A 20581-nucleotide genomic window follows, 5' to 3' on the forward strand; every position below is an offset into this window, starting at 1 on the left:
CGTCCAATCCCCGCCGCCGCGCCGACGCCGAGAGCAACTCGGATGTCGAGGTGTACTGCGGCGCCAACGCCAGGAAACCATGCTTCGTCACAATCCCTGACAATGCCAGCGATCCAGCCGGACGGTCTACCGCATTCGGGCCCACACCTCGGAGTCAACCAGCCGACCGAAGCGACTCACTGACGCTCGGTCCACCCAAAGCAGTGATCACCGGCCGTTGGTGTCAGGCTCTTGGATCCGGTGGCATCTATCGCGACTCATCACAGCCATTGATCATGAAGCAGGTTCTACCGGCCTCCCGGCCCCCGGCCGAGACCCACTCCGGCCAACTCACCCCACAGGGCGAGCCCGTTCACCGAAGAAACGCCACTTCCACACCCCGATACCGGCCAGGTGTCGTCCATCCGGGGTGCGGTGGGGCCGTCAGAGGCGGTCTCGGGCCCGGGCACGGCACCGTGACAGCCATGCGCCGCTGGTCCCTGCCCCTGCTGCTCCTCGCCGCCCGAAGGATGCATCACCGTCCACCCCACCCCGTGCCGGCCCGCCGACACCCGTGCCGCCCCGGCACCGGCGGACCACAGGCCCCCGGCCCGCGCGGCTCGACTCGAGACGAGCACAACCCGTGAACAAAGCCGGCCGAGCCTACCCGGTCACAGGCACAGGTATGTGCCGGGCAGCCTTCCCAGCCACCCGGCACACCCTCCCCCACAACCAGCCCCTGCTACCGCTCAACGGCGGCGGCCGGCCCGGTCACCCCGTTCAGCGGTGGCGGCGGCCCCAGGACTCGGTGTCAACGACCCGGCCGCGGTCATTGCGCAGGGTCGCGGTGTCGGAGCGGTTGTCCCAGACGTGGTCGTTGCGGTCCTGGAAGAGGTCGGTGCGGGTGTCGCGGCCGTGGCCGGTGTGGATGCGGATGGTGTCACGGCCGCCCAGGCGCACGTCCTTGAACCGGTAGCGGTTGCCGTCCTCGTCCCGCAGCGTCCACCCCTTCAGATTGACCGCGTGGCGGGTGGTGTTGGTGATCTCCACCCACTCCCCGTTCACGGACCGGATCGAACGGTCGTCACGCCCGGGACTGTCAGCCTGGACACGGCTGATCTCAACCTGCGGCCTCTGGTGATGCCGGCCGCCGTCGGCGGAAGCCGGCACAGCGACCGCGCCGACAACGGCGCCAGCCGCGAGCACAGTGGCAGCGATACGGCGGATGGACGATGCAGCAATCATGTGATGCTCCCTCAAGAACAGGTCTCCACCCGCCGATACAAGGTGTGCAGCGGTCCGGGTGCCCGACCCCTCTGGGTGGGGCCGAGGAGGCAAACTCTCGACCCCGGCAGGCACCGGCTGTAGTGCCCCACCAGGGTCGTTGCCGGACACGGACATTTCCGTCACCCTCGCCTGCACACTGCACCCAACCTGCCTGTACGTGACCCTGCCATCCAGTGACCGGTACACCCACCCGGCCCCGGGATGGCCCCCGCAATCACCACGCCCCGGCGCACCACCCGGCGCACACACCCACCCCCTCCACCATCCGGAGCAGTTGAATCCGTAACAAGCGTTCTGCGCGCTTCTTCGCACATACGAACCGAAACCGCCTGGTTGTCCGGTGCGCTCAGCCAGTCTGCGTAGGAGGAGCCGGGCGGACGACGGTGCAGCATGCGAGGCCGATCAGGAGCATGGCTGTGGGGAAGGCCAGGGCGGCCTGGGTGGCGGTGGTGGGGGTGTGTCCGAGGTGGGCTTGGAGGAGGACTCCGGTGGCGGCGCTGCCGAGGGCTCCGCCGAGCTGGCGGGTGGTGTTGAAGACCCCTGATGCCGCGCCGACCAGGGAAGGCTCCAGGGTCCGGGTGGCGATCCCGGCGAGCGGGGCCGATACCAGGCCGATCCCGATACCGGCCACGAGGAGCGACGGCATCAGCGCCCAGAGGCTGATGCCCGGGTACAGCAGCAAGGCGAGAGAGCCGATACCCACGATCAGCAGGGCGAAGCCCAGGGCTGCGAGCGTCCGGGGGCTGGTGGTGTCGGACCACTTGCCTGCCAGGCGCGCGCACAGCGAGGACAGGGCGAACAGGGGGACCGTGGCAGCTCCTGCGGCCAGGGGGGTGTAGCCGAGGTCGCTCTGCATGTAGATCATCAGGGGCAGGAACAGGCCGCCCATGGCGGCTCCCATGGCACCGCCGGCGGTGGCGGCGGCGGAGAAGTTCCGGTTGTGGAAGAGCCGGAGCGGCAGCAGCGGCTCGCGGGGGTTGCGGTGCTGCCACCACACGAACACTCCCAGACACAGGACGCTGAAGGTGAGGATCGTGGGGATCGTGACGGGGCCGGCAACCGTGCCCCAGTCGTAGGCTTCGCCGCTCTGTACGCCGAAGATCAGTGCGGTCAGGCCGAGGGCGCTGAGCGCGATGCCCCACAGGTCGAGGCGGTGTTCCTTGGCGGGCCGCCAGTCGGGCAGCAGCCGGGCTGCGGCGATCCAGCCTGCGATTCCGACGGGGATGTTGACCAGGAAGATGCCGCGCCATCCGGTCCAGGTGATCAGGAGACCGCCGATCACGGGGCCGGCGGCCATGGCCGCGCCGCCGACGGCTCCCCATATGCCCAGGGCCCTGCCGCGGCGCCCGGCGGGGAAGAGGTGGACGATCAGCGACATCGTCTGGGGTGCAATCAGCGCGGCTGCCAGACCCTGGATCGCTCGGGCGGCGATCAGTACCGAAGCGCTCGGGGCGAGCGCGCAGGCCAGCGAGGCCGCGGTGAAGCCGGCCAGGCCGGTGAGGAAGATCCGCTTGGGGCCGTAGCGGTCGCCGAGGCGGCCCGCGAGGATGAGAGGGACGGCGTAGCACAGGGCGTAGGCGCTGTTGACCCAGACGGCCTCGTCGAGGGACGCGCCCAGGGATGCGCGGATGTCGGGGACAGCCACGTTCACGACCGTGGCGTCCAGACAGATCATGAAGAAGCTGACGCACAGCGCGTACAGCGCCGCCTGGGGACCCGCGGGCGAACCGGAAGACGTGAGGTTACGAAACAGGCGTTGCAATTCCAGTCGATTCCTTGGCATGCCCACCCCGGCCACACCACGTGGCGCAGAAAGCCGAAGCGGGGAACGGAAGCCCGTCGTGGGCGATGGCGTTCACACGCACTTCGATTCGCACAACAAACTCCAAAGAAGTCGACAATACGCAGAATGCCTCGATCGGCACTCTTGATCATCGCAGTTGACGCGGCTCAAGACCACAGCCCCAGCCCGGCGTCCGGTCAGGCGGCAACGGCTCAATCCGCGCCCACTCTCGGTCTGCGGAGCAGCCGGCGTGGTCGTCGACCGCTCGGCGTGCTAGTTGCTGTGGTCGGCCGTGGGTTGTGGCGGGGTGTCCGATGCTTGGCATGTCACATCGCCGGCGGGGAGTCGGCCGGTGGTGAGATAGGCGGTGACTGCCTGGTCCACGCACGGCGGGTGCGGGTTGGCGTAGACGCCGTGTCCCTCGCCTCCGGCGACTGTCACCATCCGCGCGCCTTTCATGGCCTTGCGCAGGCCCATGGCACCGGCCAGCGGGGTGGAGTCGTCCCACTCGTACTGGAGGATGAGCGCAGGTGTGTCGTTGTCGACCACGGTGCGCGGTTCGCTGCCCTTGGTCCAGAAAGCGCAGGGCGTGATACCGGCGGTCAGATCACCCACGAGCGGATACCGGGCTTTGTCCCGCGCCGCATCGCGGCGGTACTGCTCGGGGTCACGCGGCCACGTGTCCGCATCGCCGCACTCGATGGACCAATAGCCGGCCGATGACTGGTCGGCCGGTGCCTGGCTGTCCGTGGCGGGCGGGGGTGTGGTGGGGGCTGTGTCGCCGGCGGCATTCTTCCACCGGACGATGTTCTCGGCCGCCTCACGGACCATGGAGAACCCGGCGAAATTGCGGATGTCGGCGCCTGTATAGGTTTGCCCGTCGTCGTCCTTGATGGGTGTGCGGTCGGCCTGGGCCACCAGGTCCCAGAAAGCCTTGCGGACCTTGGCCGGGGTGTCACCGAGGTGATAGGCCGCATCGCGCTGTGCGGTCCATTCACTCCACCGCCGGAACGCGCGTTCAGCGTGGGGTGCTTCGAGGCGATTGTATTCCCGCCAGACACGGTTCGGGTCGACCGCGCTGTCGAGGATAAACCGGTCGGTGCGGTCCGGGAACATCTGCGTGTAGACGGCACCGAGATAGGTTCCGTAGGAGACACCCAAGTAGGAGATCTTCTTCTCTCCGAGCACGGAGCGGATCACATCCATGTCGCGGGCAGTGTTGCGGGTGGTGATGTGGGGAAGCCTGGCGCCGTGTTTGGTCCGGCACTTCTCTGCCACCGTGCGCGCCCATGCGACATTCTGGGCGAACGTCTGCGGATCATAAGGGTGTCTGCGCTTGGCCTCCGCCTCGGTCAGCCCGCAGTGCACGGGGGCGCTGCTCCACATGCCGCGGGGATCGAACCCGATCAGGTCGAACCGGTCACGCACCGAATCGGGCAGCTCCAAGGGCATGAATCTGCCTGAGTCGCCGGGCCCGCCAGGGTTCATCAGCAGCACACCGTGCCGCTTGCCCGGGTCCCGTGCCTTCATCCGGGAGACCGCCAGCTCGATGGTCTCCCCGCCAGGACGCCCGTAGTCGAGCGGCACCTTGATCTTCGCGCACACCAAGTCCTCCGGCGCGCGGTCATCGCATCGCTGCCACGCAGGCGTCTGCTGAGCATATTGGTCCAGAGGAGATGCATCAGAAGCACTCGCAGAGGGAAGGCTCGCTGCTGTCATAACGATCGCGGTCCCGCCCAGAAGGGCACCTATCCATTTGCTTTGCACAGTCCGGTCCTTGTCCTTGGCGCGGTTCTCGGCAGGCAGCAAGGAATACTTCCCGACACCAGTCAACGGAGCATCGGCCCACAGGGCGACTTTCCGTCAGACCCTGGAGGTACACCCAGCGGCGCAATCCCCCCTACGGCGGAGCTCTAGCAAAGTCACGCCTCCGCGAACGCTGCCCTCCGGACGTCATCAGGCAGCAGACTCACCTCACGGCCTTCGTCGTGATCACGTGCATTCCTTGGTCGGAGCACATGATCAGACGAAGGCCGCCCGTACATCCGGCGAATGCCCAGGTGAGCTACGCAGTTCGAGACTTCGTTCGAGACCGGAAGACACAGAACAAGCTAAGGCTGGGCCAGCTTCCGGAAGAGCGCGCCGATCTCCGCCCGGTCGGCGACCAGCGGAAGGGTGTCGAAGTACAACTCCCACTCACCGCCCGGACCGAAGCGCTCCACGATCCCGAACGGGATGTCCTTGCCCTTCGGTCCGGAGACCGTGCCGTGCCACTCCACGTAGGTCGTGGTCCTGCCGAAGGCGACCTGGCCGGCCTTGAAGCGGACGTCCGCCGTGCCGAAGAACCGCTGGAGGTAGGCCCGCTTGCCGGCCTCCGTCCGCAGCGGAGCGTCCAGCCCCGGCCCCGACAGCCGTGCGTTTCCCATCCGGGCGAGTAGGGCGTCGACGTCCTCCCCGTTCCATGCCGCCAGGCGGTCCGGGATCTCCGCAGCCCTCAAGCGCTCAGGCGCCGGGCCCCGGGAGGGAGTCGGGCCGGAGTCCGCGATCCCGTCGAACAGGCCCTCGGGCGCCAGCTCCGGGACCGTGTCCCGGAACAGGGCGTAGCGGTCGTAATAGCGGCGGGCCTGGAGGGTCTTGCCGTCGTCCGCTCCCGCGGGGAGGGCGGTGACACGCCGCGTCGCCACCCAGGGTGTCAAGCCGAATCGGCAGGTCAGCATCAGGTTGGCTTTCCAGGCACGTGGGGCATGTGACCGTATCGTCGGGGTCGCCCTGAAGTGATCGATCTACCCAGCCGCCTGCGCGCTTCCCGGCGGGTGAAAATGGGTGTCAGCATGTATGGACGGTCCGAGCATGATCGCCCAGACTCCCTCTTGATCACCGTCGCAGTACCCGCCAACGATGGGGTGACTGAGCGGATGGATCCACGGGAGCTGAGGGGGAGGACCGCGGTGTCGTTGTTCTGGCGGATCTTCGCGATGAATGCCTTCCTCCTCATTGTGGCCACTGCGCTTCTGCTGAGTCCGTGGGTCACGGTCTCTTACCCCGTTCTCTTCGACGAAGCCGTGGTGGTGATCGCCGGGGTGCTGGCCATGCTCGTGGCCAATGGTCTTCTCTTCCGGCACGGGTTGGCTCCGCTCGAGCGGCTGTCCCGCGCGATGGCGAGGGCAGATCTTCTGAACCCCGGCACGCGGCCGAAGGCCACGGGGCAGCACGAAATGGCAGAGCTGGTTTACACGTTCAACGCGATGCTCGACCGCCTGGAGAACGAGCGCGCCACCAGCAGCGCCCGGGTAGCGGCGGCTCAGGAGGCCGAGCGGCGGCATCTCGCCCGGGAACTGCACGATGAGGTCGGCCAAGCCCTGACAGCCGTACTCCTCCAGTTGAAGTGGCTGGCGGATCAGGCTCCCACGGAGTTGCGGAAAGGTCTACACGGGGCGCAGGAGACGACCCGGGAAAGCCTGGACGAACTGAGGCGCATCGCCCGCCGACTGCGCCCCGGGGTGCTGGAAGACCTGGGACTGGCGAGTGCCCTGCGGGCGCTCACGGCCGACTTCACCACGGCAGGAGTCACGGTGCGGCACGACCTCGACGCGGGGCTTCCGGGCATGACGCCCGAGGTGGAGCTGGCGATCTACCGGGTGGCCCAGGAGGCCCTGGCCAACGCAGCGCGTCACTCGCATGCCGACCGCATCGACCTGGAGCTAAGACACCGGACGCCGGGAGTCGTGGACCTCGTCATCCGTGACAACGGGCACGGTCGTCGAGACGCCGCGGAAGGATCTGGCATCCGTGGCATGCGTGAACGCGCGCTGATGATCGGGGCGGAGTTCTCCATCGGGACCTCACGGGAGGGTGGAACGGCGGTGCGCCTGCGGGTACCGACGGCAGAGGGGGCCGAGCAGTGACCACACCTTCAACTCGCATCCTGCTTGCCGACGATCACGCGCTGGTTCGTCGCGGCGTGCGGCTGATCCTGGACGCCGAACCGGACTTGTGCGTCGTGGCCGAAGCCGGCGACGGGGCCGAGGCTGTCACTGTGGCGCGCCAGATGCCGATTGACCTGGCAATCCTGGACATCGCCATGCCCCGGCTGACCGGCCTGCAAGCCGCACGTGAGCTCTCGCGAGCGCATCCGGGCCTTCGCATCCTGATCCTCACCATGTACGACAGCGATCAGTACTTCTTCGAGGCCCTGCGGGTCGGAGCCAGCGGGTACGTACTGAAGTCCGTGGCGGACCGCGACCTGGTCGACGCGTGCCGTGCGGCCATGCGCGGGGAGCCGTTCCTCTATCCCGGTGCCGAGTCCACTGTCATCCGCAAGTACCTCGACCTGGCAGAGCAGGGCAGAACGCTTCCGGAGAAGGCGATCAGCGACCGCGAGGAAGAGATCCTCAAGCTGGTTGCCGAGGGCCACACCTCGAAGGAGATCGGCGACCTTCTGGTCATCAGCGCCAAGACGGTGGAACGCCACCGGGCGAATCTTCTGCAGAAGCTCGGACTCCGCGACCGTGTCGAACTCACCCGTTATGCCATCAGGACCGGCTTGATCGAGCCGTAACAACAACTCTGCCGCCAAGCCCCCGGCCCCGCTGGCCGGGAGGCGGCCCCGGCATGCCGCCGTCCAATGACAGCGCTGGCGGCCGCCCGATGGACCGCGTCGTCTCACCCCTGGTGGGACGTACGGCGGGACCGGAATCTCACGCCGGCCCCAACGCCATCACCCACAACACATACAGGGAGAAACGTGACAAGCCAGATACCGGAGCCCTCATCCGGGTTCCGCTACCGGCCAAGACTCGACCAACACAGGGGTATCCGCACCACCGCTGTCGGAGTGGCCCTGCTCATGTCGGTGTCGACGATCTACGGCGCCGAAGCCGCCATCGCCGCACCCAGCAGTCCGCGGACGGCCGAGTCCCAGCAGCCGCCCGCTGCGACGTCGGCCGCCGACATCTCCTCCGCCCGTGTGGCGGCACGGCTGTCGGGCAAGCGTGTCGAGGCGTTGTCGGAGCGGACCGAGTCGTCGACGACGTGGGTGAACAAGGACGGTTCGCTCACGACTGAGCTGTCCGCCGGACCTATCCGCTTCCAGGACCCGACCACGGGCGACTGGCGCGATGTCGATGTCGAGCTGGCCGCTGCCTCGGACGGCTCTGTCGTGTCGAAGGCACACCCGCGCGGGCTGAAGCTCGCGGGTAAGTCCGGCACCAAGGCCGCCTCGCTACGCGCCGCGCAGTCTGCACCTGCCACGGATCTGGTGACCCTGGGCAGCGGTGACGAGGCAATCACCTTGCAGTGGCGCGGCGGTCTGCCCGTGCCAAAGCTGGACAGAACCCGTGCCACGTATCAGGATGCGGTGCCGGGTGCGGATGTGGTCGTGGAGGCCACGCGTACCGGCTTCGAGCAGTTCGTCGAGGTCAAGGCCAAGCCTGCAGAAGACTTCTCCTACACGCTGCCGCTGAAGACCAAGGGCCTGAAGGTTGAGCAACAGCCGGACGGCAGCGTGCTCTTCACGGACAGGAAGTCCAAGAAGAGCGCCGTCATGCCCGCCCCCGTCATGTGGGACGCCACCGTCGACAAGGTCTCCGGTGAGCACACCCGCCGGGCCAAGGTCGGCATGAAGGTCGTCAAGACCAAGGGCGGCGTCGACCTGCTCCTCACCCCGGACGCGGCCTTCCTGGCCGACCCGGCGACGAAGTACCCGGTGACCGTCGACCCCTCGACGTCCGCGCTGGGCAATCTCTTCGACACCTACGTCCAGCAAGGTGAGACGGTCGACTGGTCGGCCGACACCGAGCTGGACCTGGGCAACCCTGGCACGAAGAATGCCGACGGCACCTACCGCATCGCGCGTTCCTTCATCACGTGGAACACCGCGCCGGTCGCGGACGCGCTGGTCTCCAGCGCCTCCCTGTCGCTGTGGAACTTCCACTCAGGGAACACCGACTGCACCGCCCAGCCGTGGGAGGTGTGGACGGCGAACAACGCCTCCACGTCCTCGCGGTGGACAAACCAGCCCGCGATGGTCACCAAGATGGCCACCTCCACCCAGACCAAGGGCAACCCGTCCTGCACCGCCGACGGGTGGATCAGCGCGGACGTCACGAACCTGGTGCAGCACTGGGCGAACAACAAGTGGTCCCACGCCGGCATGGGTCTTCGTGCCACGGACGAGAACGACATCAAGGAGTGGAAGCGGGTCAACTCCGCCAACGCCGCCTCGAACGTTCCGAAGCTGACCGTCACGTACAACTACCGACCTCGCACGGGAACGAAGCAGGAGGCGGGCGCTCCGTTCTTCTCCTACGGCGGCGCGTACGTGGTCAACACCACGACGCCGATCCTCCGTGACACGTTCGTCGACGCCAACGGCGACAAGGTCAACGGCACGTTCCAGATCTTCGACTCCGCCACCAACACCCAGGTCGGCAACGTCATCGTGTCCCCCTGGGTGAACTCCGGGCAGGTCGCCTCCGTGACCGTCCCCGCCGGGGTCCTCACAAACGGCAAGACGTACAAGTTCCGTACGTCACCGTACGACGGCACGCACTACAACCTTGGCTGGTCGGCGTGGAAGACCTTCACGGTCGACACCACCGCCCCCTCCGCTCCCACCGGCATCACGTCGACGGACTACCCGTCCACCTCGTGGGTCAAGGGTGCCGGGCAGGCCGGCACCTTCAACGTGACCCCGCCGTCCGGAACGGACCACAACTGGCTTGAGTGGTCCCTGGATGGTGTGACCTGGACCAAGGTCGCCACTGGTGGCGCCTCGGGTGCCAAGGCCATCTCGGTCACCCCGCCCAAGGACGGCACCCACACCCTCCAGGTCCGCGCAGTCGACAAGGCGGACAACAAGTCCGAGGCCATCGACTACACCTTCCACGCGGGCCCCGGCGGCTTCGTCCAGCCGGCCGACGGCGAGCGCACCGCACGCCGCCTTCCGCTCGTCGCCGAGGCCGACGGCGCCAAGTACGACAAGGTGTCCTTCTCCTGGCGCCGCTCCGAGGCTGACGCCTGGGTGCAGATCCCGGCTGGGCAGGTGACCTCCGGTGGTACGCCGCTGACCGCGTGGCCGGTCTCGATGACGGGCGGCAAGAACGCCCCCCTGGTCTGGAACTCAACTGACACCGTCAATCCGGACGGCACGGTCCAGATCAAGGCCGACTTCACCGGTCCCGGTGGGAACGGCGCCACCCAGCCCCTCTCCGTCGTCGTCGACCGCAACGCCAGCGGTGCGGCTGTCGACGAGGTGGGACCCGGTTCGCTGAATCTGCTCACCGGTGACTACTCGCTGTCTGCCGACGACGCCTCCGCCTTCGGGTTGTCCGTGACCCGCACAGCTTCCTCCCGCACCCCGGACAAGGGTGCCAAGCAGGAGGGGCAGGCGCCGATCTTCGGTAAGGAGTGGGTCTCCGGCACCGTTGCCGAGGCCACCGATTCGGACTACTCCCATATCAGGCGGATCTCCGACACGGCCGTCGCCGTCGTCGACTCAGAGGGTGAGGACACACACTTCACGGCGAACGCCGCTAGAACAGGCTGGGTTCCTGAGACGGGCTCCGAGTTCCTGACCCTCACGGGCAGTGTGTCCGGTTCCTTCACGCTCACCGACACCGAGGGGACGGTGACCGAGTTCACCAAGCCCGACGCGGCCGCCGCCACCTGGCAGGTCTCCTCCACGCTGCTGGACGGCCTTGCCAGCACCACCACCACGGTCGTCTCCGAGACGGTGACCGTGGACACCAAGAAACTGGCCCGGCCCAAGCGGGTCGTCGCCCCGACCTCTGCCGCGTCCGCGGCGACGTGTACGGCGACCCCGGCCACCAAGGGCTGCCGGGCGCTGGAGTTCGTCTACGCCACCGCCACCACGGGCACCGACACCGCCTTCGGTGACTTCGCCGGCCAGGTGAAGGAGATCCGACTGTGGTCCACCGAGCCCGGTGCCGCCGCGGCCACCTCCAAGGCCGTGCAGACGTACACCTACGACGCGTCCGGCCGACTGCGCCAGGCATGGAACCCGCAGATCAGCCCCTCCCTGAAGACCGAGTACTCCTACGACGCGGCGGGCCGGGTCACCGGTCTGACCCCTCCTGGGGAACTGCCCTGGACCTTCACCTACGGTAAGGCCGGCAATGCCGCCACCGCCGGTGATGGCATGCTCCTCAAGGCGTCCCGTTCCGGCCTCCAGCAGGGCACCAAGGACGTCGAGTCCGGCACCGCGTCCACCTCGGTCGTGTACGACGTGCCTCTGACCGGCACCACCGCCCCCTACCAGATGGGTGCGGCGGACGTGAAGGCATGGGGGCAGCTGGACGCCCCGACCGACGCGACCGCCGTCTTCCCGGCCGACGCCGTACCCGCCTCCCACGACGGCAGCGCACTGACCTCCGGCTCGTACACCCGCGCCGAGGTCGCATACATGGGCGCCTCCGGTCGTTCGGTCAACAACGCCACGCCCGGCGGGCACATCACCACCACGGAGTACGACCGCTTCGGCAACACCGTCCGCGAACTGTCCGCCGGCAACCGCGCCATTGCCCTGGGCATCGGCGCTGCCGACAAGGCCGCCCAGTCCGAGCTCGGCATCGGCCTGCTCACCAGCGCCGACCGGGCCGACCTGCTGGCCACCAAGTCGGTCTACAACGACACCGGCATGCGCGAACTGGAGGAGCTCGGCCCGCTGCGCCGGATCGAGCTCACCGCCGACCTGAAGTCCGGAACGACGACCCTCGTCTCATCCGGCACGTCGGTGACCGCCCGCTCCCGGAAGGTCAACGAGTACGATGCCGGACGTCCCACCGACGGCACGGCCAAGGTCAAGGACCAGATCACCAAGGTCACCACCGGAGCGGAGGTGCGTGAGTACCCCGGCATCCACGGTGAGACCCGCGTCACCCAGACCGTGTACGACTGGGCCAAGGGCATGCCTACCCAGACGGTCAAGGACCCGGGCGGTCTCTCGATCACCGAGACCACCGAGTACGACGCCCAGGGCCGCGTCATCAAGCAGCGACTGCCCGGAGCCACCGGCACCGACGCGGGCACCCGCGTGACCACGTACTGGTCAGCGACCGGCACCGGCACCTGCCAGGGCCGCCCCGAGTGGGCCGACCTGGTCTGCTCCACCGGACCGGCCGGGGCCATCACCGGCGGCGGCTCCAACCCCACACAGCTGCCGACCGCCACCACCGAGTACAGCTGGTGGGGCGGCCCCGCCAAGGTCTCCGAGACCGCCAACGGCAGCACCCGCACCACCACGACCACCTACGACAATGCCGGCCGCGCCACCAAGGTCGCCGTCACCGGCGGGATCGGCCAGGCGGTTCCGGAGTCGACCAACGAGTACGACCCGGCGACAGGGCGTGCTGTCAAGACGGTTTCCCCGACCGGGGGCACGATCACCAAGGCGTACGACAAGCTCGGCCGCCAGACGTCCTACACGGACGCCGACGGCGGTGTGACCACCACCGAGTACGACCTGCTGGACCGGCCCGTGAAGGTCACGGACAACGCGCCCTCGACCATGACCCACACCTACGATCACGCAGCCGAGCCGCGCGGTCTGGCTACGAAGACCACGGACTCCATTGCCGGCGTCTTCCAGGCAACCTATGACGCGGACGGCTCCGTCGCGACGGAGAAGCTGCCCGGCGGCTACACCCTCACCAGCACCGAGGACACCACCGGCAGCCAGCTCAAGCGCACCTACACGCGTGACAGCGACGGCGCGATCGTCTACGCGGACACCGTGACCGAGTCCGTCCACGGTCAGGTCACCACCCATGCGGGCTGGTCCGACCAGAAGTACGGCTACGACGCCACCGGCCGCCTGACCACCATCGAAGACACCGCAGACACCATCTGCACCAAGCGGACCTACGCCTTCGACAACCGGACCAACCGCAAGTCCCTCACGCGCGCAACGGGCACCCCTGGCGCTGACTGCCCCACGGCCGGGGGCACCACCACCAGCCACACCTACGACAGCGCCGACCGCCTCGTCGACACCGGCTACGTCTACGACGCGTTCGGTCGGACCGCCTCGGTCCCCGGCAACGGGACGGTCGGCTACTACGCCAACGACCTCGCCTACCAGCAGACCGCCAACGGCACGCGGCGGACCTGGCAGCTCGACGCCGCCCACCGCTTCCGCTCCTTCACAACCGAGACGGGCAGCGGCAGCGCCTGGACCCAGACGGGCTCCAAGCTGAACCACTACGACGGCGACGGCGACAACCCCCGCTGGATCGTGGAGGATACCGCCACCGGCGCCCTCACGCGCAACGTCGAATCCGCCTCGGGCGACCTCGCCGCCACCACCAGCAAGACCGGCGACACCGTCCTCCAGCTCACCACCATCCACGGAGACGTGGCCCTCCAGCTCCCGCTGGACACCAGCCAGGCACCCGTCGCCCTCGACAGCGACGAGTACGGCAACCCCCGCACAGGCCAGCCCGCCACGCGCTACAACTGGCTCGGCGCCAAGCAGCGCTCCACGGAGACTCTTACCGGCCTCACCCTCATGGGCGTCCGTCTCTACAACCCGGCCACCGGCCGCTTCCTCTCCCTCGACCCCGTCTACGGCGGGAACGCAAACGCCTACGACTACGTCCACGCGGACCCGCTCAACAGCTACGACCTCGACGGCAAGTGGGGCTGGTTCAAGAAGAAGTGGAATCGCTTCAAGCGCAGCGGCGTCGGACGCTGGGTCAAGAGGAACCGCGTCTGGATCGCGGGTGGCTTGGCCGGCGTCGGCTGTGGCCTCGTGACCTTCGGAACAGCCGCTGCCGCATGCGCGGTCATCGCTGGCGGAGCCGCCAGCGCAGGCGCTCAGTGGGCGGGAAACCGTAGGTCCACCCGAAGCGAGATCATGTGGGCCGGCATCTCTGGTGCCGCGGGCTTCGGCGGAGGCGGCGCGGCTCTCGGTGCCATTGGCAGATGGGGACTCAAGTCGGGGCTGCGACGATGGCTCCCGGGAAGCGGTCGTCACGCCAAGTACAAGCCCGCCTCTCACCGCAAGCGGAACTGGTACTCGCGACGCTGGTGGTAGCACCTACCTGCCGGTCTGATCGAGTCCAGTAACAGCACAGCCATCACGAATCGGGGCGCTGCTGCGCTTCCACTCGCGAGCAGCGCCCCGACGTCTCCGTGCAAGGAGTAGAACAAGGTGAACGAAAGCCGCAGCAACGCCAAGATCATGCCGGTCTTGGCCGTCCTGGCCTTCGCAGCAGGGATCGCGTTCTGGGTCATGAGAGGAGCGCGGGAGAGCGCTGCGATGTTCGCATGCTCGGCGGTCATCTTCGCAGCCTCATGGTTCTTCGCAGTGCGTGCTGCCCGCGACGGCGAAGACCAGAACTGAACCCTGTAGGACGGGCGGGCCTGGTGTGCCGTCGATCGCTCGACGGTTACTGCGCCTACTGGGCCCGCCGACGGGCAGACCGCGAACGGCCAACGGCAGCACCTGGACCCAGACGAGGTCCAGGCTGAACCCCTACAACGACGGCGGTGACAGCCCCAGCTGTCCGCCCCCTGCGCACCTTTCCCCTCAGCGCCTGGGCCCCCGAGGAAGGCCTCGTCTGCGACTTCACCGTGGACCCGGCCACCGGCATCCTCCTCCACGCCCGGACCACCGACACTGCCTCCCGCGTCCTCTTCCGCTGCGAAGTCCGAACGTTCCACCCCGGGTGAGGAGAAACGGCCATGGATGCCGCCGTTCATAGAGGTAGAGCTCGCGAAGCGGCAGCCCTACGGCGAGTGCATCGCGCTTCCGGGAGTGACGGGTGTACGCGTCCATCCGTGGGATTGCTGGAGTCGCCCCGCGGCCCGGATCTCATGAAAATTTCGCGATGGCTCAACGCGCGAGTTTCGAGGCTCTGACCTGCGGCAACGCGCTATGCGTTCCGGAAAGGGTGGGGATGCGTTTTCGACAGCCCGAGCGGCAGGTCTCTGACCTGGGCTTTTGGGGTTTCCATCAAGCCCCGGCAGGGTCCTCGTGGTCGCAGCAGGTGGCACACAAACCGGTTCCCGCGGCGGTGCGACCGACGAGAATCAGGAACGGCCGCAGCCGTTCCCACTCTGCATCACTCAGTTCACCCCGCCCCATATCCACTTGAAACGATGAGTAGCCGGAGCAGTCACGTGATCGACCTGGAGTGGCTGGCGCCGATCGGGAGTCATTCCTGGGGTGGGCCGATGACGGTCTGACCGATCTGCTCTGCCAGCCAGGACGCGTGCCGTTCCTCGGGCCCGTCGCGATTCCTGCGGCGCACGTGGACGAGCACGGTGTGGTCATCGGAGCGTTCGGCGAGGCCTTGGGTTCGGCAGTTGAACAGCAAAGAGACCCGGGCGTTGTTGGGTTCGCCGTGGATGTCACGGTCCGGTACATCGGGCCAGAACAAGCCGGACCACCAGATCTCGCCGATGTTCGAGCCCACCAAGGCAGCGAACTCCTCTTCGACGCTGCCCACGGGCCGGTATTCCATCGATGCCCAGAGCGGCAGGTGCGAGGAGAGGAAGTCCGGATCGCTGGAAAGCTCGGGCGCGTGGACTCCGCCGTGCAAACCCGTCGGGTCGGAAGGATCCCGAGCCCAGTCCTCGACATCCTGTTTCCGGAACCAGGCATCCGGCAGCGCCTCGCGCATCCGCAACACTTCCGGGACGGTGCACAGCTCGACGTCCACTGACACCTCCGCGCACTGCCGGTCGCCCACTGCCACAAGCTGACGCGCCACGCGCAGAGCCAGTACCGGGTCGGTGGTGCGGAAGATCGGGTACGCGATGGGGTTGGACATGCCAGCACCTTGCCACAGCTGACAGCGGACGAAGATCCATCTTCCTGTGGCGGCCAATCAGGACCGCTCTCGACGAACTGTCACATGATCGACAGGACAGGTCCTAATAGTGCTTTGTTAGCTGGTCTTGTCACGGTCAGTGTTCGGTAGTTCGCTGCTTGTATGAGGGCGGGTGAGGTTGCTGAGTGTCGGGGCCGGTTGGTGGAGTTCGCCGGGGAGGTGTTCGCGCCGTTGGTCCGGCGGGATCAGCGGGCGAAGGGCCTGCTGTATCTGCGAGGGCTGCTCCTGGACGGGCGGCGGAAGTCGATGCAGCCGATGGCCGAGCGGCTCGGTATCGATCATCAGCAGTTGCAGCAGTTCATGACCTCCTCGACCTGGCCGGTCGAGGAGGTCCGGGCCCGGCTGGCGTGGCGGGCCGTGCGGGCGGTGCGACCACAGGTGTGGGTCGTGGACGACACCGGTTTCCCCAAGGACGGCCGTTCCTCGCCCGGGGTGGCCCGGCAGTACTCCGGCACCCTGGGCAAGGTCGGCAACTGCCAGATCGGGGTCTCTGTTCACGCTGCCTCCGACACCGCCTCGTGCCCGCTGTCCTGGCGGCTGTTCCTGCCCGAGAGCTGGGACGGGCCCGAAGCAGCCGGCCGGCGCAAGGCATGCCGCATCCCCGCCACCGAACACCACCGCCCCAAGTGGCAGCTCGCCCTGGACATGCTCGACGAACTCGCCGCCACCGGCCTGCGGCCCGCGGTGCTGGTGGCGGACACCGGCTACGGCGCGAATCCCGACTTCCGCCGTGGTCTGGAAGACCGCGGCCTGGCCTACGTCCTCCAGGCGAAAGGTGAGATGACCGCCCACGGGCAGGACGCCTGTAGGAGGTCATGACGTTGGTGACGCCGCCTGGTAGTTGTGCTGCCGGTGGTTGGCTTCCGATCGCGGTGTGGGGTCGGTGGTAGTTGTAGTGGACATTCCAGCGGCCCAGGAGTTGGGCGCGTTGGGCCTCCGATGTTCACGTCCGGGCGTAGAGGAACTCCTCGGCCAGGATGCGGTTGTATCGCTCGACCTTGCCGTTGTGCCGTGGGGTGTAGGGGGCGATGCGTTGGTGTCTGGCGCCGAGGAGAGCGCGGGAGAAGCTCTCGGCGCGGTAGCAAGCGCCGTTGTCAGTCACGATGCGTTCGATGCGTGTGATCCCATGTGCTGCGAGCCAGGCCCGGGCACGATGGAGAAAAGCGATCGCGGTGGTGGCCTTCTCGTCGGGCAGTGCTTCGCTGTAGGCGAGCCGGCTGTACCCGTCGACGGCGGAGTGCAGGTAGACATAGCCACCGCGCTCGGTCTTCTTCTTCCGCCGGTCCACGGCTTTCGCCTGGTCGCTGCCGCGTCCGTGCGCACGCCAGCCTCCGCCGTCGGGGATGCGGCCTACCTTCTTCACATCGACGTGGATCATGTGGCCGGGCCGTCGGGCGTGGATCTTCCGCGGCTGTCGGTTGGCCTCACCGTCGGGGTCGATGAATCGGCGTCGGTTAAGGCCGATCTCGGCCAGGTGTCTGCTCACAGTCCTTCGGCCGATCGGCGTGCCAGCCTGGGACAGCTCGAAGGCGATCCTGGCCGCGGACCACTTGTGAGTGCGGCGTAGTTCTTCTGTGAGGCTGAGGATCTCGGACGGTGTCGCGGTGGGCTGATGGTGAGGTGCGGAGGAGCGGTCCTCAAGCCCGAGTTCGCCGTGTCGCCGGTATCGGTTGACCCACTTCGATGCACATGCCCGGGAGATCCCCATCTCGGCTGCAACGTGGGCGATGGGCCTCGTACGGCATCGCTCGACGAGGCGACGCCGTCCTTCCACCGTGAGGGGTGCGTTCTTGTGCGTCACGCAGCAGAACCAGGCGCAGATGCTCGCCGTGACCGGTCTCGCCCGGCGATAGCCTCAGCGACTTCTTGGATGGCGCCACGAAGAAGGTCACCGTAGGGATCCTGAGGAAGGCTGGGTGCGTGCGTCTTGGCCGCGTTGATGTGCTCGGTGGCGGCTTCGAAGGAGCCGAGCCGTCGGTAGTTGTCGGCGAGGTTGAGGTGCAGGGAGGGGTAGAAGCCAGCGACGTGGAGGCCGGCGTGGTGCTCCTGGACGCGCTGTTCGGTCACGGCGTCGGCGGCGTCCAGGGCCCGGATGTCCCAGGCGAGGGCCTGGGCGGGATCTTCGTGGAGATCTGCCAGGTAGTGGGCGAGCGAGCAGCGGTGCAGCGGGTCACCGGTGACACCGATCGCAGACCACAGGTCCAGCAGTTTCTGGCGGGCGGAGGCACTGTTACCGGCTCGGCCCTCGGCGACGGCGTGGCCTATTGCTTCCATGGTCGGGTCGGGGCTGGCGGGTGCGGTGGTCATGGAGTGTTCCTCATCGTTCTTCTCAGGCGGAGTGGTCGGACTTGATGGGCATGGCCAGGGTGGTGAGATCGCCGCGGTCGGCGGATCGGATCGCGACGGGCTGGTCGTGTCCCCGTAGGTCGAGCAGTACGTCGGGGCCGATCGCCGTGCTCACGGCGGGATAGAGCGTGGTCAGCTCGAACCAGATCCGGAGGGCCTGGCCCGCCACGGTGGCGGGGAGTGGGATCTCGGGGTGCCCGTCGTCCGCTGACACGACGCTCACTCCGTGGTCAGCAACATGCAGCCCGAGGCGTTCGCCGGGGTGTTCTTCCAGGGCTCGCAGGAGCAGATCCTTCGAGACCGTTGCACGCGTCGTGACCTCGCCCAGTGACGCGAGCATCAGTCGATAGTCGGGAAACTCCTCGGGCAGCAGCCGGCAGTGCTGGTCCTCTCGGTCGGCCACGCGGAACCAGATCCCGTTCGAGACCGCTTCCAGTCGCACCAGCGGGCTGCGGCGGCTCGCCGCGACCGCAGCCCGCAGTTCGCCGCCATTGACCGTGCCGGCCCACATCTGACTCGGTGGTTCAGCCGGTACCAGGGTGCGAGTGGAGAGCCGGTATCGGTCCGTCGCGGTCAGGGTGACCGCCTCACGACCTGCCTCGATGCGCAGACCGGCGAGTGCCGGCATCCCGGACCCGTGCGCGGCCGCGGTCAGGACCTGCTCGACCGCATCCGCCAGCACGGGACCCTTCACCACCGCAATGGGAAGGCCTGGCGTATTGCCGAGCGCAGACTTGATGACAGCAGCCTTCTGCTGCACGGTTGCCGCATCCCCAACAATCTTGGCGACATGCTCATCGAGGAGCCGGGAAGCCTCGTCGGCCCCGGAACCAAGTACAGCCTCGACGGCAGCCAGGGGCATGGCGAGCTCGCGAAGCTGACGCACCGCGGTCGCCCGGGCCACCTGGTCAGTGCTGTAGTAGCGGTAGCCCGAGACCGGGTCGACCTCGGCAGGGGGCAGCAGCCCGGAGTCGGCATAGAACCGCAACGCGCTGGAGGTCAGACCACTGCGTTGGGCGAAGGCCCCGATCGGCATCAGCTCATCATTTGGCACTGCGTCATCATCAAGCTTCAACCAACTCGAAGGTCAACACTGACGAACAGCGACACCAACCTCATGGCCAGCAACAACTAGGCGGTGGCAGGCCACCAGCGTGGTCACCACCCTCATCGAAGCCTTCACCCTCCTGGCACGCGACCGCTGGCCGAGCGTCGTACGGCCGGTACCCCGACCCCGGTCACACCGCTAGGGCCGGTCCATCAGGGCCGCGAGCCCGCCGAAGACGATGAGGACGACGGTGGTGAGCGTCGCGCAGGTGAGGAGCACGAGCCAGCCGCTGACGATGCCCAGCAGCGCCATGCCCCGGCCGTCCCGTCGCCGACGCAGGCGTCCGACGTGGCCGGCGACCACGGCGAACAGCCCGCACACCACCGCCCCGGTAAAGGTGAACTGCGGAAACACCCAGCCGTAGAGGGTCAGGAAGCTCATCAGGAGTGCGACGCCGCCCAGGGCGAAGTATGTGCTGAGCCGTGCCGGTCGGTTGACGGGCGGTCTGGTCTCCTCCTTCCCCGTGTTGTCATTCACGCCGTCACCCGCGAGAGCCTGCTGCGGCGGGCCGCGAACAGTCCCGCGCACACCAGCAGCGCCAGGGCGAACAGCGCCCCGGCTGTGACGAACGTCCAGCCAGGCCACCCGGGAGCGGTGTAGTCCGCCTCGTACGGGGACGCCGCGCAGCTCGTGGTCGAGTCACACACGATGTGCTTGCCCGCCCTCGCAGCCAGGCCCCACAGGACGCCGTAGAGAGACAACAGCAGCGCACCGAACGTCATAACGGCCGGTACGGCGTACCACCCGCCGTGCGGGCGACGCCGCCGGGGCGCCGGCGGACCGTACGGATACGAGGGCATCACACGAGCCAGGTGCGTCGGACGCATCAAAGGCCTCCGGTGAATCGAGGTCAGGGACCCGCACATCCTTGCCCGTCTACCACCCGGCGGCATGAGTGCGGATACTCATACGCCCCGGCCGAATCCGGGACGATATCGGGCGCCGAACCGTCGCACAGGTCCTATAAGAGGCAGAAAACGCTGACCTGCACCGCCCATGCCTGCCTCCCCGCCATGGTCTGGTCTCGCCTCACGGGCAGCGAGTGCACCGGAAGGGACTTGACAGTTGTCTGCACGGTTGCACTAGGCGGGGGACCGGAGGTACTGGCGGAGGCGTGAACCCCCGACGCTGGTGATCTTCCGTGCGCAGGTCAGATACCGTGGGCAAGCACCCTTAGGAAAACGACACCTCTAATTCGTTAGTAATTGGAGGTTCTGGATCTCT

14 protein-coding genes and 2 pseudogenes are annotated in these 20581 nt (G+C 67.7%); 6 read left to right on the plus strand and 10 right to left on the minus strand.

Annotated elements, in window-relative coordinates; all coding sequences use genetic code 11:
* Nucleotides 1-759: 759 nt before the first annotated feature.
* The 4 genes from ABT123_RS27215 to ABT123_RS27230 form a co-directional block, all read right to left on the minus strand.
* Nucleotides 760-1380, minus strand: coding sequence for a lamin tail domain-containing protein (locus ABT123_RS27215; RefSeq protein WP_351319339.1), 621 nt, complete (start codon nt 1378-1380; stop codon nt 760-762).
* A 232-nt stretch (nt 1381-1612) separates the two neighbouring features.
* Nucleotides 1613-3049, minus strand: coding sequence for a DHA2 family efflux MFS transporter permease subunit (locus ABT123_RS27220; RefSeq protein ID WP_351319341.1), 1437 nt, complete (start codon nt 3047-3049; stop codon nt 1613-1615).
* 273 nt (nt 3050-3322) lie between these two features.
* Complete coding sequence (locus ABT123_RS27225; RefSeq protein WP_351319343.1) at nt 3323-4654, minus strand: alpha/beta hydrolase; 1332 nt, start codon at nt 4652-4654, stop codon at nt 3323-3325.
* A 506-nt stretch (nt 4655-5160) separates the two neighbouring features.
* On the minus strand, nt 5161-5733 hold the full coding sequence (locus tag ABT123_RS27230; protein ID WP_351319345.1) for an LSm family protein: 573 nt from the start codon (nt 5731-5733) through the stop codon (nt 5161-5163).
* Between the two features lie 264 nt (nt 5734-5997).
* On the opposite strand from ABT123_RS27230, the gene ABT123_RS27235 reads away from it, so the two are divergent.
* The 5 genes from ABT123_RS27235 to ABT123_RS27255 all read left to right on the plus strand — a co-directional run bounded on the left by ABT123_RS27235 (nt 5998) and on the right by ABT123_RS27255 (nt 14740).
* Nucleotides 5998-6954 (plus strand): HAMP domain-containing sensor histidine kinase, encoded by a 957-nt coding sequence (locus tag ABT123_RS27235; protein WP_351319347.1) that lies wholly within the window; start codon nt 5998-6000, stop codon nt 6952-6954.
* A complete protein-coding gene (locus tag ABT123_RS27240) occupies nt 6951-7607 on the plus strand; it encodes a response regulator transcription factor (RefSeq protein ID WP_351319349.1) in 657 nt (218 codons plus the stop codon). Before ABT123_RS27235 ends, ABT123_RS27240 begins: the two co-directional genes overlap by 4 nt.
* Nucleotides 7608-7895: 288 nt before the next feature.
* Nucleotides 7896-14102 (plus strand): DNRLRE domain-containing protein, encoded by a 6207-nt coding sequence (locus tag ABT123_RS27245; RefSeq protein ID WP_351319351.1) that lies wholly within the window; start codon nt 7896-7898, stop codon nt 14100-14102.
* 117 nt (nt 14103-14219) lie between these two features.
* Nucleotides 14220-14411, plus strand: coding sequence for a hypothetical protein (locus ABT123_RS27250; protein ID WP_351319353.1), 192 nt, complete (start codon nt 14220-14222; stop codon nt 14409-14411).
* A 146-nt stretch (nt 14412-14557) separates the two neighbouring features.
* Complete coding sequence (locus tag ABT123_RS27255; protein ID WP_351319355.1) at nt 14558-14740, plus strand: hypothetical protein; 183 nt, start codon at nt 14558-14560, stop codon at nt 14738-14740.
* Between the two features lie 485 nt (nt 14741-15225).
* On the opposite strand, the gene ABT123_RS27260 is transcribed toward ABT123_RS27255, so the two are convergent.
* Entirely contained in the window at nt 15226-15843 is a 618-nt protein-coding gene (locus ABT123_RS27260) for a hypothetical protein (protein ID WP_351319357.1), read from the minus strand.
* 162 nt (nt 15844-16005) lie between these two features.
* On the opposite strand from ABT123_RS27260, the pseudogene ABT123_RS27265 reads away from it, so the two are divergent.
* Nucleotides 16006-16707: pseudogene (locus ABT123_RS27265) on the plus strand (IS701 family transposase); the annotation flags it as partial.
* A gap of 1 nt (nt 16708) precedes the next feature.
* Here ABT123_RS27265 and ABT123_RS27270 read toward each other — a convergent pair.
* From ABT123_RS27270 to ABT123_RS27290, 5 genes and pseudogenes are all read right to left on the minus strand, one after another.
* Nucleotides 16709-17704: pseudogene (locus tag ABT123_RS27270) on the minus strand (IS481 family transposase); the annotation flags it as partial.
* Nucleotides 17701-18210, minus strand: a complete 510-nt coding sequence (locus ABT123_RS27275; RefSeq protein ID WP_351319361.1) for a hypothetical protein — start codon at nt 18208-18210, stop codon at nt 17701-17703. The gene ABT123_RS27275 and the pseudogene ABT123_RS27270, both read right to left, overlap by 4 nt.
* Nucleotides 18211-18232: 22 nt before the next feature.
* Nucleotides 18233-19303: a DNA polymerase III subunit beta family protein gene (locus ABT123_RS27280; RefSeq protein WP_351319363.1), complete on the minus strand. Its 1071-nt coding sequence runs from the start codon at nt 19301-19303 to the stop codon at nt 18233-18235.
* Between the two features lie 192 nt (nt 19304-19495).
* Complete coding sequence (locus tag ABT123_RS27285; RefSeq protein WP_351319365.1) at nt 19496-19834, minus strand: DUF4190 domain-containing protein; 339 nt, start codon at nt 19832-19834, stop codon at nt 19496-19498.
* The gene (locus ABT123_RS27290) at nt 19831-20184 is read right to left on the minus strand and encodes a hypothetical protein (RefSeq protein WP_351319367.1); all 354 of its coding nucleotides are present in this window, start codon (nt 20182-20184) and stop codon (nt 19831-19833) included. The genes ABT123_RS27285 and ABT123_RS27290 overlap by 4 nt, the downstream gene beginning before the upstream one ends.
* Nucleotides 20185-20581 lie beyond the last annotated feature (397 nt).

The sequence above is a fragment of the Streptomyces sp. NPDC002054 genome, assembly GCF_040296685.1.
Lineage (GTDB): Bacteria > Actinomycetota > Actinomycetes > Streptomycetales > Streptomycetaceae > Streptomyces.